A 14,017-nucleotide genomic window follows, 5' to 3' on the forward strand; every position below is an offset into this window, starting at 1 on the left:
GCTGGTTTCAGTCGAACTCAGAATAATAAATTAGTCCTTTATATTTGGCATTTATGAGCTTTTCAAAATCCCAAATATTCGGATTAAAAGCGGATATGCGCTTATCTTCGGGGCTGAAATCTCCGCCGATTAATGGAAGAATCGCCCGTCTATACAGTCTAAAATTTATCATATCTTTTTCTCGATTAAAGGAAACTTTATACTCCTTCTTGTTCAGATACCACAAATTGTCGGCATAAACCATAAACTTCCTATAGGCCAGACACAGGCTTTCCAGGCTATTCTTTACATACCTAACCTTAACGGCTTGCTCGCTACTAGGTAACAGATTTACTAGTTGCACTACACCTGGTTCATCCTCTATACCCAGATTCTCTAGTATTTCTTTCCAACTCAATACCTCAGCCTTCTTGTTACCCACCAAATCCATGGCAAATGCGTAAGGGTAAGTACGTAATGAAAAACTAAATCCAACCTTATCAGGATGATAAGCTTGAATGAGTTGATGTAACGTGGTAATAACCTCGGTAATAGCATCCGAATTGCCCGTTTTAACTTTTTCGGCGATTGCAGATAAATCTCCCTCATATCCAACACCTTTTTCATAAAACCAAGGATAGGCAATTTCACTTTTCCTCAACTTCACCTCAGTCGATGCTTTAGTAATCGCTACATTATCAGCACATCCACCCATTAAAACAGTCAAGGCAAGAATTATCACAGCTAATGTCTTTCTCCTCATGATGTCGCTATCCGGCTGTGAGTTGTGTTAAGTAATGCCTCTATATCTGTGTAGTATATTTTACTACGACTAGCACGAAAACCAGTTACAGTACCTAGGGCATAGACTTGGCTGGAACTATTAGTATAGGCAAACACGGGCGAACCTGAATCGCCACCTTTTAGAGTATCTCCATTAGCGATAATCACAGTTCTCAAGTTACAGTAATTAACCCCGGCAAGCCAAGCACATCCTGCAGTGTTGCTGGTTTCATCATGTGTGACACCTTTGTATGTTCCGACGAATTCCCGGTTGCTCTTTCCGGCGGATATGCCAATGTTCGCACCTACAATTCCACCCCCAGGCAGAGAACCAATAACACTTGCATACGAACTGCCGTTTCCTCTAAAAATAGTATGGCTATAATTTGCTCCAGTCAGCATAGCAATATCCAGGTTAAACGGTGCTTGTTGCATATAATTTGTCACCGCGTAACCCACATATTTGTTGCCGTAATACCACCTGCTTCCAAGTATAGCGCTATGACCGGCTATAGTCATATAATTCTGTCCACTGTCAATGTTCTGTACTTTGAATCCCAGAGAACACCTATCACCGTTATAAGTGGGTAAACCCCCACCGGCAAAAGGAGGTCTATCATCATAACGATTGCCCAGTAACTCGAATGGTTCCGAGTATGTAACATTAATCAACGCATCAGACTGTAGCGCGCCCAAAACCGCTGCCGGAGCGGATTCCTCCACTTCTACATCCAACATTTGAGTTTCCGTGTTAATCCGGTAAAACATATACACCCTATGCTGCTCAGCCAGCCGCTTCGCTTTAACAAACCGCTGACACAACTGCGCCACCGAAACAAACCCCGTATCGGCCTTCGGTTTCACCCGCAAATCATCCCCGCCGACGCTACGCACCCTGCGCAAACCAGCATCCACAGCCCGCACCTCACTACGAGCCACCGGAACCACCGCATTTTCCACACTCCAAGCGAAACCCACCGCATCGGGATGCTGACGGTACACCTCAGCCAAAGCACTCACATTCGCCCGTAGCCTAGATTCCAACGAATCCACCGACACATCGCGAGCCTCACGCGTCTCCCCCTTCGCCTTAAAAAACGAAGACGCATCCAAGCAAAAATCCAAATCACTACTGGAGATACTCCCATCCCCAGACTCGTCATTCTCCGCACTAACCCCTGTCACCGGCACCGCCATCAAGGCCAATGCCCCGAACAGAGGAACCACCTTACGCAAAATTCCTGATAACATCACTGTTTCCTTCCCTAAAATAAACTAAGGCCTTGTCCGTGACCACCTGTACTAAGCTGCTGCAAACCCTTGACTTCCCTGTCCAGGCAACGCTCTCAGCAAAAGCAACTGCAATCATTGTAACCTAGAAAATCGCCACTACCACAGCCCTTTTTCAAAGAAAACCTTGAGCCGAAGCGTTTATGCAGGTAGGGCGAATCCCCATCGCAAAATCCGACACACCGGCACCAATCTACTTGGAGCTATCCCATGAATCTTCCGATGTATCGCGAACGGATAATGACCCTTGAACCTTAGGACTGTGTCGTCCCGGATTCCTTGGCGGCCTGGAGGTTCGCCATCTCCCCGGCGCCGTTGGCCAGCAATTCTGTGGCTAAATCCACGCCGAGTTGCTCGGCGGCGGCCAGGGCGAAATCCCGCTGGTCTGCGTCGGTGCCCAGCAAAACCGTGGTTTCCCCGCTGACTTCAACACTTTCCCCGTTGTCTCCCACCACTCGGGCACGCAGCTCCAGAACTCCGGCCAGCAATTCTGTGGCGTTGTTTTCCCAAGTCAACTGGCCGCGCACCCCCAGGGGGGCGGCGCACCCGGCCTCCAGGTAGCGCAATAATGCCCTCTCCGCGCTAACTTCCAGACGTGTCGGCTCATCGTCCACAATTCGCAGGGTTTGCGCCAAAATCCGGCCTTCCTCCGCCGCGAGTCCATCCGCGACGGTTTCCAAGGCGAGTGCACCTTGACCCCCGGCGGGCAGAATAGTTTCCGAGAGGTCATCAGTGGCCACGTCTTCGACGCCCAGGCGGCGCAGCCCGGCGCGCGCCAACACGACCGCATCCAGGTCTTCCTTGGCGCGGCCTTGATCCAGGCCGATTTGCTCGGCTCGCGTCCCGAGTCCCCGCACGCGACCAATCCGGGTGGGCACATTACCGCGAATATCAACTAATGAAAGGTCGGGACGCACGGCGGCCAACTGACGCGCGCGACGCGGCGAACCCGTGCCCACCCGCGCGGCGGCGGGCAAATCCGCCAAACGCAGCCCGTCGCGAGCCACCAGCACATCGGCGGGGTCAACCCGCGCCGGGATGGCCGCAACCACCAGGCCGGGAACCTCCACGGTCGGCAAATCTTTCAAGGAATGCACCACCAGGTCACAGCGCCCCTCAAGCAGTGCCACGCGCAGCGCGGCGGCGAAAACCCCCACCCCACCCAGGCTGGACAGTGAAGCGCGGTTCGTATCCCCCTCGGTGACAAAGGTTTCGATTCGCACCGCGAGGCCGCGTTGCTCCAGGTCAGCGGCCACCATCCGGGTTTGAGTCAGCGCCAGTTTCGAGCCTCTGGTACCAATCACCAGCGGCCGCTGCGCGCTCCCAATCATGTGCATAGTGCTAGTTTAAACCATTCCCCCGGGCGTGGCTATTTCATGAGGTGCTGGCCAAAGACTCTGGTGTAATCCGATTAGCGAACCCGCCAAACAATCCACCGTCCAGCAATCCACCGTCCAGGCCGCCTTGCTGAGTGCGAATGCCGCCAGGGGCACGGCTTACCGGATGAAACTTACTTACACTATTGTTTACTGTTGGGGCGACCACGGTTGGTCGTTTTAAGCAAAAACCGTACGCACCTCCCGCCGGGCGGTAGACAGGTATAGTTTAGGGGGGCTAAACTTGTAGGGTGACTAAGCCTATGAAATACCGTAAACTGGCGGCTTTGCTTCGCCAAGCGGGTTTCATCCCCCGACCGGGCAAAGGCGACCACGAGATGTGGCGTAACGGTTCAACCTCGGTGGTAATCACGAAAACCTGCGAGGTGTCACCAAAGGTGACCCGCGACGCGCTCAATGCTATAGAAAAGGTGAAGGGCTATGAGTGAGCTGAATGTGACCGCGACCCGCTGGGAGGGCGGCTGGGAGCTGGAAATCGGACCCGACCAGCACACTTCGGTGCGAAGCCTGGCTAAGGCTCGCCAACAAGTGGTGGACTTCTTGGATACTGTAACCCCAGAGGTCAATCACAGCACCTGGACAATAAACATAATCCCCTGCCTTGGGGGCTTGGAACAAGCGGTCAGAGCCGCCAAACAATCCACCGTCCAGGCCGCTTTGCTGAGTGCGAATGCCGCCAAACAATCCCGCAACGTGGCTCGCCAACTGCGCAACCAAGGCTACACGGTAGCAGACTGCGCCGTTATCCTGGGGGTAAGCCGATCCCGCGTCTCGCAACTCGTGAATTCCTAAACGGTGTCCTACCGGAAACTGTGAACCCGCACCGGCGCCTACTTCGATAGCCGCTTACTTCTTAACGTGGCCGCCATCATGACGGATCTCAACGCAGCTGACTAGGGTATTTCGCACTAACCAGTTCAAACGCGACACTAAAGCGCTGTTCAAAAACACTACGATGCCACGAAATTAGCCCCCGGCAATCGAGGCTCTCTGCGGACAAAACCGCGCCGTGCTACTGGTCGCAACCTAGGAGTTATATTTTGCCCAGCTTAATAGGTAAAAGAGCTTTAGGCAGGTACGGCTATCTTAGTTTTTAGGGTTTCGACAGTTTCCAGAAATACGTGGTTTACATCTTCCCTGGCATGTGACATGTATTCGATAGTTTCTTGTAACAGCTTGCTGGGAATCGTGGCTCGCAGAGTCGCGGCGATGTCTATGAGCCGGTAGACCTTGTCGAAGCAATCCTCGCCCCAAGTGTAGGCATCCAGGAACCAGTATTTAGACTCGGGAACCGCATCCACCAGGCACGCCGCCAAACGACCCAGCAGACTTTTATCACCAGTAGGGTCAGCCAAGTCCGCAATAATCTCGGTCGGATACGCGCGCATAAGATGATTTTACCTCACTTTTGACGTTTCTGTCCTACAGGAATTTCAACCCCATTTACCCAGCATCGCACGCCTCTGCCTTTAATGGGAAAGAAGTGCAGACTTCGTGTCGGGTCAAGCCCCGCAATTATTGGAAACTCCAGGCGAACTAACACCCCATCGTATGGAGACATGAACACTAGGTTATGACCAACCAAATCCGGATTTTGCGCCAACAGATAATAGTAAGCCTGGCGCAGTTTTTCCCGCTTCCAGCCGGCGGGAAACTCTGTGTGTCTCGACTTACCTCCACCGTCTTTTAAGCATCCACTACCGTGTCCACCGATGAAATGATCTGCGTTACGGTCATATACTCCAAGTATGGCAACCTCATAAATATCTTCGAAAAGTGGAACCCGGCAGTTATATTTTTGTGTCCAGGCTGGCAAAGCTGGCCAACCAGCAGCTCGTTGGAGCATCTCATAGTTGCTTTCAGGCACAGGTTGAAGACTATCATGTACTGGATTTTCCCTTAGTCACCGCGTGCGCCCTTAACCTGAGTTGCACATATTTGTAGCATATGGCGTGTTTTTTGGGGTGTTTGTGCTGGTGGTGGGGTTTTGGGTTGGTGGTTTTGGGTCACTAATTGGTGGTGGTGTTTTTGGTTAGACTAGGGTTATGTCGCCTTTTTTGCGTAAAGTGAGAACGGCCTCGGGTGCTGTGGCGGTACAGATAGTGGAAAAGCAAGGTCGGGTGAACCGGGTTTTGAAGCATCTTGGTTCGGCTCATGATGAGGCTAAACTCGCGGTTTTACTTGAGATAGGGCGCAAAGAGCTGCGTCCTGGGTAGCTGGAATTCGATTTCAATTCCCTGGATACCGGTTTTTGTTCTACGCCGAAAGTGCAGCATCAGTCATCAGCACTACTGTGGGCGGTGCTCCGGGGGGCGTATCGGGCTGTTGGGTTCGACCAGGCTATAGACGATAGCGTGTTTGAGCAGTTGGTTTTGGCTCGTATTGTGGAGCCTGCGTCTAAGTCGGATACGATACGGATTCTTGGGGAACTCGGTGTTGAGGTGGCGCATCGTAATACTTTCAATAACTGTCTACAACGCTGCGCGGGGCGGGATTATCGTTCTCGGTTGGCTGAGGCCTGCTTCACACACGCTTCGAGGTCTGGTGACCTTTCTTTGGTTTTGTATGATGTGACTACCCTGTATTTCGAGGCTGAATGTGAGGACGAGGACAGCGGGGAAAACCAGGGCTTGCGTAAAGTTGGTTACTCGAAAGAAAGACGTGTTGACCCCCAGATTGTGGTCGGCCTGCTGGTAGACCGTAGCGGGTTCCCCCTGGAAATAGGGTGTTTCGAGGGTAACAAGGCTGAAACCAAAACCCTTCTGCCGGTTATCAAAGGGTTCCAAGACCGTCACGGCCTGGATTCTTTCGTTGTGGTAGCCGATGCGGGCATGCTCAGCAACGAGAACCTCAAGGCTCTGGACGCAGCCGGATTCAAATTCATTGTCGGTTCTAGGCAAACCAAAGCACCCCATGATTTAGAGTCGCATTTTTATTGGAACGGAGACTACTTCGCCGACGGCCAGATTATCGACACGGTCACACCCCGGCATGCCAACAGTAAAGTCAACAACAAGAAGCTGAAGGTCGAACCCGTATGGAACCCTACGATGGGCACGTCGTGGCGGGCGGTGTGGCAGTACTCCGCGAAACGCGCCAGGAGAGACTCTGTTACCTTAGAGGCGCAGCGTCGTCGCGCCCTAGACGCGGTAGACGGGATAAAACCCGCACGTCGACCCAGGTTCGTCAAAACCACTCGTAGTGGCTGTAGTTTTGATGAGAAAGCCTTTGAACGCGCCCAGAAACTCGAAGGACTTAAAGGCTACGTCACAAACCTTCCCGCCACGTTGATGCCCGCAACAGAGGTTATCGACTCGTATCACGAACTGTGGCACGTGGAACAATCCTTCCGCATGTCGAAAACCGACCTGCGAGCACGCCCGATATTCCACCGGCAAAAAGACGCTATCGAAGCTCACTTGACCATCGTCATGGCCGCCCTCGCCGTATCCCGGTATTTGTACCAAAAGACCGGAATAACACCCAAAAAACTCGTCCGAACCCTACGACCCCTCCGGGAAATCACCATAAGCCTACCCGGAGGACAGCAAATCACAGCCCAACCAGAAATCAACCCCGAAACCCAGAAAATCCTAAACAAGCTGGGTCACTAAACCTGTGCAACTCGGGTGGCCAACCAGCAGCTCGTTGGAGCATCTCATAGTTGCTTTCAGGCACAGGTTGAAGACTATCATGTACTGGATTTTCCCTTAGTCACCGCGTGCGCCCTTAACGGTGGAAAACTGCCTGGGCTGCATTATACGAACAAGATACGCTAAGCCATACAATGTACTATGAATGGGGGTGGGTGTGATGGCTTTTTCTATTCGCCTGACCGCAGCAGAAAAAGACTTGGCGACCAGCTATGCCCGGTTGCAATGTATTTCTGTGGGCGAAGCCTTTAAACAGGCTCTGTTTGAGCGCATCGAAGATGAATATGATTTGGCGGCGGCGCCCCGCGCCTACGCTACTGGTTGAATCGCAAGCCGTGGGCGACCACGGCAGTGATGCCGGTGCCCGCCACCCAGGCGCCCTCTAAATCCAGGCCTTCGACCCGCGCCGCCGCCGCCTCGATTTCGCGGATTCGTGCCCGTTCGGACAAATCCGGGTGGGTCATGGCGTCGCCCCAAAACACTCGTCTTGAATCCAGGATTTGCGACTCATGAAGCCGCACCCCCAACATCCGGGAGGCATCAGCGAGCGCGCGTTCCACGGTAATCCCATAGACGAAGCCCTTGGGGTCACCCTCGCGGCCATAAGAGATTCGCAGCACATGCGTGTGCGGGGCGGCGCCGACCATCGTAGAGGGCCATTTGGCGGAATAGTGCGTAATCGCCTTGGCTTGCAGGGCTGCGGGGTCGCCGGCGGGAGGGGGGCCGACCAACATGCCGGAACCGTGCGGGGTGCAATCCAACTCGGGGCTGTTCACCGCCAGGGTCACGTTCATCACCGGAGTGCCGGGGTGGAGCTCAAAGCCGGTGGTCAAATCCCCGATGGCCTCTAATGCGCCCGCGTCAAAACGCACCGAAGCATCCCGCCCGGCACGCTGGGCGTGAAACCGCAGGCGAAGCATCGAGGCCGCGGCCGAATTGAGAATCCTCAAGGCCGGGTTGGCGGGTAGCGCCACGACCACGCGGTCGGTGGCCAGGCCAAACGCGTTGCCGCTTTCTGCGGGCGGGCCGCCGGGGATTTTCCGGTTCGACACGGTGTGTTTGCACCACACCACCCAGCGGGGGTTGTCTTGGCCAATGCCGGCCTCGAGGTGCAGGGCGCGCACGTGGTTGTCGATGCGCCCCCCGGCCGCAAGGATTCTTTCGACCAGGGCGTCTACCAGGCGAAACATGCCCCCGCGCGGCATCATTACCACGGGGCGCTTCGGATCGCGGGTGGCACGTACCGCCCCGGTCAGGCTGCCTTCGCGCGCGAGGGCTTCCAAAAGGCCGGGGGTGACTTTGCGCGGGTCTAGCCCGCTGGGGTGGGTGGAGTGTATTCCCCCGGCGAAGGGGGTGACGAAGGCTTCGAGGACGGCTGACCCCAGGCGCGCGGTGACCAGGTCGGCCAGGTTGGTGGCATCCGCGCCGACTTCGGGGGGCAGGGTGAGGTCTTCGCGAGCCCGCGCGACGGCTTGGGGCCCGGCCACGGCGGTGAGGCTCTCGACGAAAACCGGGTCGTCGAGGTCGGCTGGGATTCCTAGTGTTCCGAAGGGAATCCGTACGGGCGCACCGCGCCGATGATCCCACACCCACGAGTCACTCACGGGTGGCACTGGTTCTAGCCCCAGTTCCCGACACAGGCCGGTTACTTCGGGGGTGCGCGTGGCGTAGGATTCCGCGCCGATGTCCACAGTTGCCCCGCCGAAAACCCCGGAGCACACCAGGCCGCCGGGTCGCCCGCGTTCTTCGAGTATCAGGGGTCGCAAGCCCTGTTTGGTGGCGGTATACGCGGCGGTGAGTGCGCCGAGTCCGCCGCCGAGGATTATCATGTCGAAACCCTGGTCTGCGAGCGCGCCGGCTTTGGTTTCAGTGGGCTTGGTATCTGTGCCCTTTCCATCCGCTGCGGGCGCGGTTGCGGTTGTCTGGTTCGGCTCGGGGTGTTGCGCCGGGTTGGTCACGGGGGTTCCTTTCATGAGGTGCCATCTGGCTTCACTGGCTTATTCTCTTAGTTCCCAGTTTGTCACATTCCCCGCATCCTCGCCGGGAAAACCAGGCCAGCCCCTCGTGAAAAGTAATCTCAAAACCGGGTCACACGGATACCATCCACTCCACCCGAATAACTGGTCATTGTTCCCCAAGCCGGAATGTCTCCGAAATTCAGATTAGTACCGGCCGCCAGGCGTGGACGCGGGCTACCAGCTCGGTCAACAATCCGGGGTCGGTTTCGGGTTTCACTCCGTGGCCGAGATTGAAAATATGCGCCGGAGCCGCCTGCCCCGCCTGGAGAACCTTGTCAGCTTCTGACCATATCTTTTCGGAGTCACTTTGAATCAGTAACTCGGGGTCAAGGTTGCCCTGTAGGACTGTTTCGGGCAGGCGCGCCGCCGCCGTATCCAGGGAAATATCCGTCCCGACCGACACCACATCAGCAGTCTCCCCCAGCGCTTCCAACAGGTGTGAAGCCGCGACTGCAAAGTTGACGTGGTTGACACCTTTCGCGGCTTCGAGAGCCATCCGGGTATAGGGCTGGGCATACTCGCGGTACTCCGATTCCGTCAAGACTCCAACCCAGGAATCGAACAGCTGCACCGCTTCGGCTCCGCCCCGGATTTGGGCGGCCAGGAATTCCCCGGACAGGCGGGCGCACCAAGTGGCAAGTTTTGCCCAGGCTTGCGGCTGGCACCTCATGAACTCGCGCGTGCGCCGACACGCCCGACGTTGTGCCTTCGACACCCCGGGCTGTCCCGATTCAATCAGGTACGAGGCCAGCGTGAACGGCGCCCCGGCGAAACCCAACAGGACTTTTTCGAAGGCCAACTCGCGGCGCCCCAACGCGGCCGCGTCCTCGATCACCGACCAGTCCGAAACCTCCAGTCCCACCAGGCGCTCCACGTCAGCCACCGAGCGTACCGGCGAATCCAAAACCGGCCCGATTCCGTCAACCATGTCAATTCCCACTCCGCACAAATACAAGGGAATCACAATATCAGAAAAGAACACTGCCGCGTCGACGTCGTGGCGGCGCACCGGCTGCAGGGTAATCTCGGCGACCAAGTCCGGGGTGGTACAAGCCATCAGCATCCCCACCCCGGCGCGAGCCGCGCGGTATTCCGGCAGGGAGCGGCCGGCTTGGCGCATGAACCACACCGGGGTCTGGGCGGGACGAACTCCCGCTAGAGCCGCCCGGAAAGGGGAATTAGACAACATCGGGGTGTTTAAAAGGACTGTATTCGCCGCCATAATCCCAGTTTAGCGAAACCCCCAACCCCGCCGTCTAATAACACATATAACCCCAGTTCAAACCGGGTTTACAGCGGCGCGCCCTCAGCTTAGGCAAAGCTTTGATACTGACCATATGGCCATAATTAAAGCGTTTAGCTAGTATGTTTGGCGATGCCATTCCAACTTTACACGGTAAACCACCTGACCCACGCGATTTCCCAGGTTGCGCGCGCCGCTGACCTGGTGCAAACGCATACCTCGGAGTGGCGCGACACCCCGGGGGTGCATTCCCTGGTCTCTTTGGTGACATGTAACCGCGTGGAAATCTATGTTTCGGCCGAGCCCCAGATTCGACTCGTGCCGCTTGATGGAACCGATTTGAACTGGAATTATCTGGAAGGGCGGGAAGTCGCCGAGCATCTGTTTAGGGTGGCTTCCGGCCTGGATTCCATGGTGGTGGGCGAAGCCGAAATCGCCGGCCAGGTGCGCCGCGCTTTCACCGCTGCCCTCGACCAAGGCACTATAAAAGGCCTGATGATAAAGATGTTCGAAGGCGCGTTGGCGACCTCGCGGCGCGTCGCCACCCACACCGAGTTAACTGGGTTGGGTCGCTCGGTGGTATCCGTCGCCCTCGATTTGGCCGCCCGGGACTTGCCCCTGACTGTTCATGAGGTGCCACCCGCCAACCCCGCCGCAACACACACATCACCGCTTGACGTGGTTGACGAAAACCCGACCGGCGTGCCCTCTTGGCAAGGCCTGAAAGCCCTGCTGGTCGGCACCGGAGCCTATGCCGGCACGGCCGTGGCGCAGCTGCGGGCGCGCGGCGTGCGCGACATTGCCAATATTCAAACCTCGCGCCGGGTCGTGTCTTTCGCCCAAATTCACCGCACCCGCGTGGTGGAACCCGAGGACACGGTGGCGGCGCTACAGGAGGCCGACCTGGTTTTGGCCTGTCGTGGTTTAGGCTCCCCGGTCTTGTCAGCCGACCAGGTCGCGGCGGCCACCCCAAATCGCCGCCGCCCCCTGGTAATCCTGGATCTTGCCCTGCACGCCGACGTGGATCCGCGAGTCCACCAACTGTCGGGCGTGAAAATGTGGAACCTCGAGGATATCCGTGCCCACGTCCCCGCCCTGGCGATATCCCAAATCCAGCGCGCCAATGAACTCATTGAGGAAGGCCTCGCGGATTATGACGCGGCAGTGGCCGCGCGGCACATGGATCCGGTGATTGTGCGGCTGCGTGCCTTGTTCGAGGCGGCGGCTTGTGAAGAAATCGCCGCCCTGCCCCCCGGCGAAACCGTCGCCCGTGAGGATGCGGAACGCGCGATTTGGCATGTCGTCAAGAAACTGGCTCACACCCCGACGGTGTCGGCGCATATGGCGGCTGAATCCGGCCTGGGTTCCCAGTGGGTGGATGCCCTGGCCACCGTGTGGGGTCTAACCCCAGAAGTTTTAGAGGATGCGTTCAGCGGGTAAGGTAGAGTAATGTACGATGTTTCCCCCTACGATGCTTTAATGCTGGTCAGCTATGGTGGACCCAACCGACCAGAGGATGTGTTGCCATTTTTACGCAACGCCACCGGCGGGGCGGGAATCCCCGATTCTAGGCTGCGTCAAGTGGGACGTCACTATGAACTGTTCGGGGGACGTTCCCCCATTAACCGCCGCAACCAAGAGTTGCTCGCGGCTTTGCGTCACCGCCTGGGCGATAACCTGATTTACGGTATCGGCAACCGCAACTGGCACCCGTATTTCACGGAAACTCTCGAAGACCTCGCGCGGCGCGGGGCGCGCCGGATTTTGACGCTGTTCACGGCGGCCTACACGTCTTACTCGGGATGCCGCCAATACCGCGAGAATCTGGCGGCGGCTCTCGCCTCATTCCAAGAAAAACACCCCGAAATAGAGTTAACGCTCGACCGGGTGCGGCCTTTCGCGAATACGCCGGGTTTCGTAGCCGCTAATGTGGCGGCTGTTCATGAGGCGCTAGCCCAGCTAGCCGACTCACAGTCGAGTCCCGCCGGGACTGTTCCCCCGAAAACCCACCTGGTTTATGTGACGCATTCTATTCCACTCGAGATGGCCAGAAACTCGGGGGGACGGGTTTCTGAAATTGACGTGGTTGACGAAAATGGGGGCTTGTCGGCATCTCGGATGGCACCTCGTGAACCCGAAGCCACCCCCAGGGACACCAAAGCGACCCACAAACCCGCCCTGTTCGACGACCGCCCCCACCCCGAAGGGCACTCGACCCCGCGACACCCCGAACTTGATCCAGACACCATAACCGGCCTGGCGCAAGTCACCAAACAACAAGACTGCCTCGGGACAGGCTGGACATACCTGGCGCAACACCTCGCCATCGCCAACGCCATCAACCGGCAACTGCGCGCCGGCGGCCTGCAACTGCCCTGGTCACTGGCATTTTGCTCCCGCTCCGGGTCGCCACACCAACAGTGGCTGGAACCCGATATTAACGACCACCTCTCTGACCTGCAGGTATCTGGCATCCGCAACGTGATGGTCGCCCCTATCGGTTTTATCTCTGACCACATGGAAGTCGTGTTTGACCTGGACACCGAGGCCGTGCAAACCGCGCGGGAAGTCGGCCTGAACTATGTGCGCACCGCCACCGCCGAATCCTATCCGGGGTTCCTCGACCAACTGGCGGACTTAGTGGCTGAACGCGCCGCCCTGGCACGCGGGGAGCACCCCGAACTGGTAGTGGAACCCGGCACCTATCCCGCCCTGGGTGAAAACTGCGGGGTGGATTGCTGCCGCTACCCGCGCCATCTGCACGGTTAAGACTCTCGAAACGCACTAGACTGGAAGCTAAAACCGCATTCATTTCTAGCGTCTATAAGGAGTAAACATGGGACACCCCGGACACATCCCCGCACACGTACCAACCGCCCCGGAAATTACCGGCGACCCGCGCGACTACGCGGTCGACTATCGCGAGGTCAACGCGCGGGAAAACTATTCCCTGCACATGGTATTTAAGCGCACCCGCCCGCTGCCCGATGACGCGGAGCATTTGGGACGCATCAAGGCACGCCTGGAAGAGTGCCTGAAAGGCACCGTGGTGCGCGGCTGGTATGACGTTTCCGGTTTCCGCGCGGACGCGGATTTGATGATTTGGGCACTGGACGACAACCCCGAGGCGCTACAGGCCGCCTACCGCCGGGTCGGTGCCCTGGGAACCTGCCACGGACAGCGAGCCTTGCTGGAACCCGTGTGGTGTGCCATGAGCCGCCACCTGCCCGCCGAGTTCAACGAGTCCCATCTGCCGGCGTGTTGGGGCGGCTTTGCGCCCCGCAAATACATGACGGTTTATCCTTTCGTGCGGTCTTGGGACTGGTATTATTTGCCCGCCGCCCGGCGCTCCGCAATCTTGAAGGAACACGGCCTGAACGGCGCGGATTACAACGATGTCGCGATTTCCACGCTGGCGGCTTTCGCCCTGGGCGACTGGGAATGGACCGTAACCCTGGAGGCGGACAAGATGGATCGGGTCATGGGTGTGTTGCGCAAACAGCGCGAGGTCGAAGCCCGCTTGTTCGTCCGCGTGGACACGCCGTTCTATACCGGGGTGCGGGTCGAGCCCTGGGAGTGGGTCGATTTGCAGCCTACTGCGCCGCGCGACGAAGTCGCATAACGGCGCAGTCCCAGGCGTGGAGGCACTTCGGC

14 protein-coding genes and 1 pseudogene are annotated in these 14,017 nt (G+C 57.3%); 7 read left to right on the forward strand and 8 right to left on the reverse strand.

The annotated features are described in order from the left end of the window. Positions 1 to 7: 7 nt before the first annotated feature. The 4 genes from F4555_RS09785 to F4555_RS09800 form a co-directional block, all read right to left on the reverse strand. Positions 8 to 721 carry a hypothetical protein gene (locus F4555_RS09785; RefSeq protein WP_255312839.1) on the reverse strand — a complete coding sequence of 238 codons (714 nt, stop codon included), beginning with the start codon at positions 719 to 721 and terminating at the stop codon, positions 8 to 10. A 17-nt stretch (positions 722 to 738) separates the two neighbouring features. After that, positions 739 to 1,989: a chymotrypsin family serine protease gene (locus F4555_RS09790; protein ID WP_311768832.1), complete on the reverse strand. Its 1,251-nt coding sequence runs from the start codon at positions 1,987 to 1,989 to the stop codon at positions 739 to 741. Positions 1,990 to 2,306: 317 nt separating this feature from the next. After that, a complete protein-coding gene (gene hemC, locus F4555_RS09795; protein WP_115325683.1) occupies positions 2,307 to 3,389 on the reverse strand; it encodes a hydroxymethylbilane synthase in 1,083 nt (360 codons plus the stop codon). 9 nt (positions 3,390 to 3,398) lie between these two features. Continuing rightward, complete coding sequence (locus F4555_RS09800) at positions 3,399 to 3,545, reverse strand: hypothetical protein (RefSeq protein ID WP_169764916.1); 147 nt, start codon at positions 3,543 to 3,545, stop codon at positions 3,399 to 3,401. 134 nt (positions 3,546 to 3,679) lie between these two features. Here F4555_RS09800 and F4555_RS09805 point away from each other — a divergent pair, with 134 nt between their 5' ends. Both F4555_RS09805 and F4555_RS09810 read left to right on the forward strand, forming a co-directional pair. Then, on the forward strand, positions 3,680 to 3,877 hold the full coding sequence (locus F4555_RS09805; protein WP_169757470.1) for a type II toxin-antitoxin system HicA family toxin: 198 nt from the start codon (positions 3,680 to 3,682) through the stop codon (positions 3,875 to 3,877). Beyond that, entirely contained in the window at positions 3,870 to 4,241 is a 372-nt protein-coding gene (locus F4555_RS09810) for a hypothetical protein (RefSeq protein WP_004013551.1), read from the forward strand. Before F4555_RS09805 ends, F4555_RS09810 begins: the two co-directional genes overlap by 8 nt. A gap of 275 nt (positions 4,242 to 4,516) precedes the next feature. On the opposite strand, the gene F4555_RS09815 is transcribed toward F4555_RS09810, so the two are convergent. Further along, entirely contained in the window at positions 4,517 to 4,837 is a 321-nt protein-coding gene (locus F4555_RS09815) for a hypothetical protein (RefSeq protein ID WP_004013550.1), read from the reverse strand. A gap of 14 nt (positions 4,838 to 4,851) precedes the next feature. Further along, the gene (locus F4555_RS09820) at positions 4,852 to 5,316 is read right to left on the reverse strand and encodes a hypothetical protein (RefSeq protein WP_169757468.1); all 465 of its coding nucleotides are present in this window, start codon (positions 5,314 to 5,316) and stop codon (positions 4,852 to 4,854) included. Between the two features lie 178 nt (positions 5,317 to 5,494). On the opposite strand from F4555_RS09820, the pseudogene F4555_RS09825 reads away from it, so the two are divergent. Both F4555_RS09825 and relB read left to right on the forward strand, forming a co-directional pair. Further along, positions 5,495 to 7,063, forward strand: a pseudogene (locus F4555_RS09825) (IS1634 family transposase). A gap of 199 nt (positions 7,064 to 7,262) precedes the next feature. Further along, positions 7,263 to 7,427, forward strand: coding sequence for a type II toxin-antitoxin system RelB family antitoxin (gene relB, locus F4555_RS09830; protein WP_248613779.1), 165 nt, complete (start codon positions 7,263 to 7,265; stop codon positions 7,425 to 7,427). On the opposite strand, the gene F4555_RS09835 is transcribed toward relB, so the two are convergent. Beyond that, on the reverse strand, positions 7,417 to 9,075 hold the full coding sequence (locus tag F4555_RS09835) for a protoporphyrinogen/coproporphyrinogen oxidase (RefSeq protein ID WP_004013547.1): 1,659 nt from the start codon (positions 9,073 to 9,075) through the stop codon (positions 7,417 to 7,419). The two genes, relB and F4555_RS09835, sit on opposite strands and share 11 nt — an antisense overlap. 184 nt (positions 9,076 to 9,259) lie before the next feature. Next, positions 9,260 to 10,342 (reverse strand): uroporphyrinogen decarboxylase, encoded by a 1,083-nt coding sequence (gene hemE / locus F4555_RS09840; protein WP_115325682.1) that lies wholly within the window; start codon positions 10,340 to 10,342, stop codon positions 9,260 to 9,262. Positions 10,343 to 10,495: 153 nt separating this feature from the next. Between hemE and F4555_RS09845 the strand changes: the two genes are divergently transcribed. From F4555_RS09845 to hemQ, 3 genes are all read left to right on the forward strand, one after another. Beyond that, the gene (locus F4555_RS09845; protein ID WP_004013544.1) at positions 10,496 to 11,803 is read left to right on the forward strand and encodes a glutamyl-tRNA reductase; all 1,308 of its coding nucleotides are present in this window, start codon (positions 10,496 to 10,498) and stop codon (positions 11,801 to 11,803) included. Between the two features lie 9 nt (positions 11,804 to 11,812). Further along, a complete protein-coding gene (locus F4555_RS09850; protein WP_115325681.1) occupies positions 11,813 to 13,132 on the forward strand; it encodes a ferrochelatase in 1,320 nt (439 codons plus the stop codon). 67 nt (positions 13,133 to 13,199) lie between these two features. Further along, positions 13,200 to 13,985 (forward strand): hydrogen peroxide-dependent heme synthase, encoded by a 786-nt coding sequence (hemQ, locus tag F4555_RS09855; RefSeq protein ID WP_115325680.1) that lies wholly within the window; start codon positions 13,200 to 13,202, stop codon positions 13,983 to 13,985. Positions 13,986 to 14,017: the final 32 nt, after the last annotated feature.

It is taken from the genome of Mobiluncus mulieris (genome assembly GCF_014204735.1).
Lineage (GTDB): Bacteria > Actinomycetota > Actinomycetes > Actinomycetales > Actinomycetaceae > Mobiluncus > Mobiluncus mulieris.

What these genes read in the sequence shown, in the direction of transcription:
- F4555_RS09815 (WP_004013550.1), bottom strand. Translation starts at nt 4,837, where the DNA reads ATGCGCGCGTATCCGACCGAGATTATTGCGGACTTGGCTGACCCTACT.
- F4555_RS09810 (WP_004013551.1), top strand. Translation starts at nt 3,870, where the DNA reads ATGAGTGAGCTGAATGTGACCGCGACCCGCTGGGAGGGCGGCTGGGAG.
- F4555_RS09835 (WP_004013547.1), bottom strand. Translation starts at nt 9,075, where the DNA reads ATGAAAGGAACCCCCGTGACCAACCCGGCGCAACACCCCGAGCCGAAC.
- hemQ (WP_115325680.1), top strand. Translation starts at nt 13,200, where the DNA reads ATGGGACACCCCGGACACATCCCCGCACACGTACCAACCGCCCCGGAA.
- hemC (WP_115325683.1), bottom strand. Translation starts at nt 3,389, where the DNA reads ATGCACATGATTGGGAGCGCGCAGCGGCCGCTGGTGATTGGTACCAGA.
- relB (WP_248613779.1), top strand. Translation starts at nt 7,263, where the DNA reads ATGGCTTTTTCTATTCGCCTGACCGCAGCAGAAAAAGACTTGGCGACC.
- hemE (WP_115325682.1), bottom strand. Translation starts at nt 10,342, where the DNA reads ATGGCGGCGAATACAGTCCTTTTAAACACCCCGATGTTGTCTAATTCC.
- F4555_RS09850 (WP_115325681.1), top strand. Translation starts at nt 11,813, where the DNA reads ATGTACGATGTTTCCCCCTACGATGCTTTAATGCTGGTCAGCTATGGT.
- F4555_RS09845 (WP_004013544.1), top strand. Translation starts at nt 10,496, where the DNA reads ATGCCATTCCAACTTTACACGGTAAACCACCTGACCCACGCGATTTCC.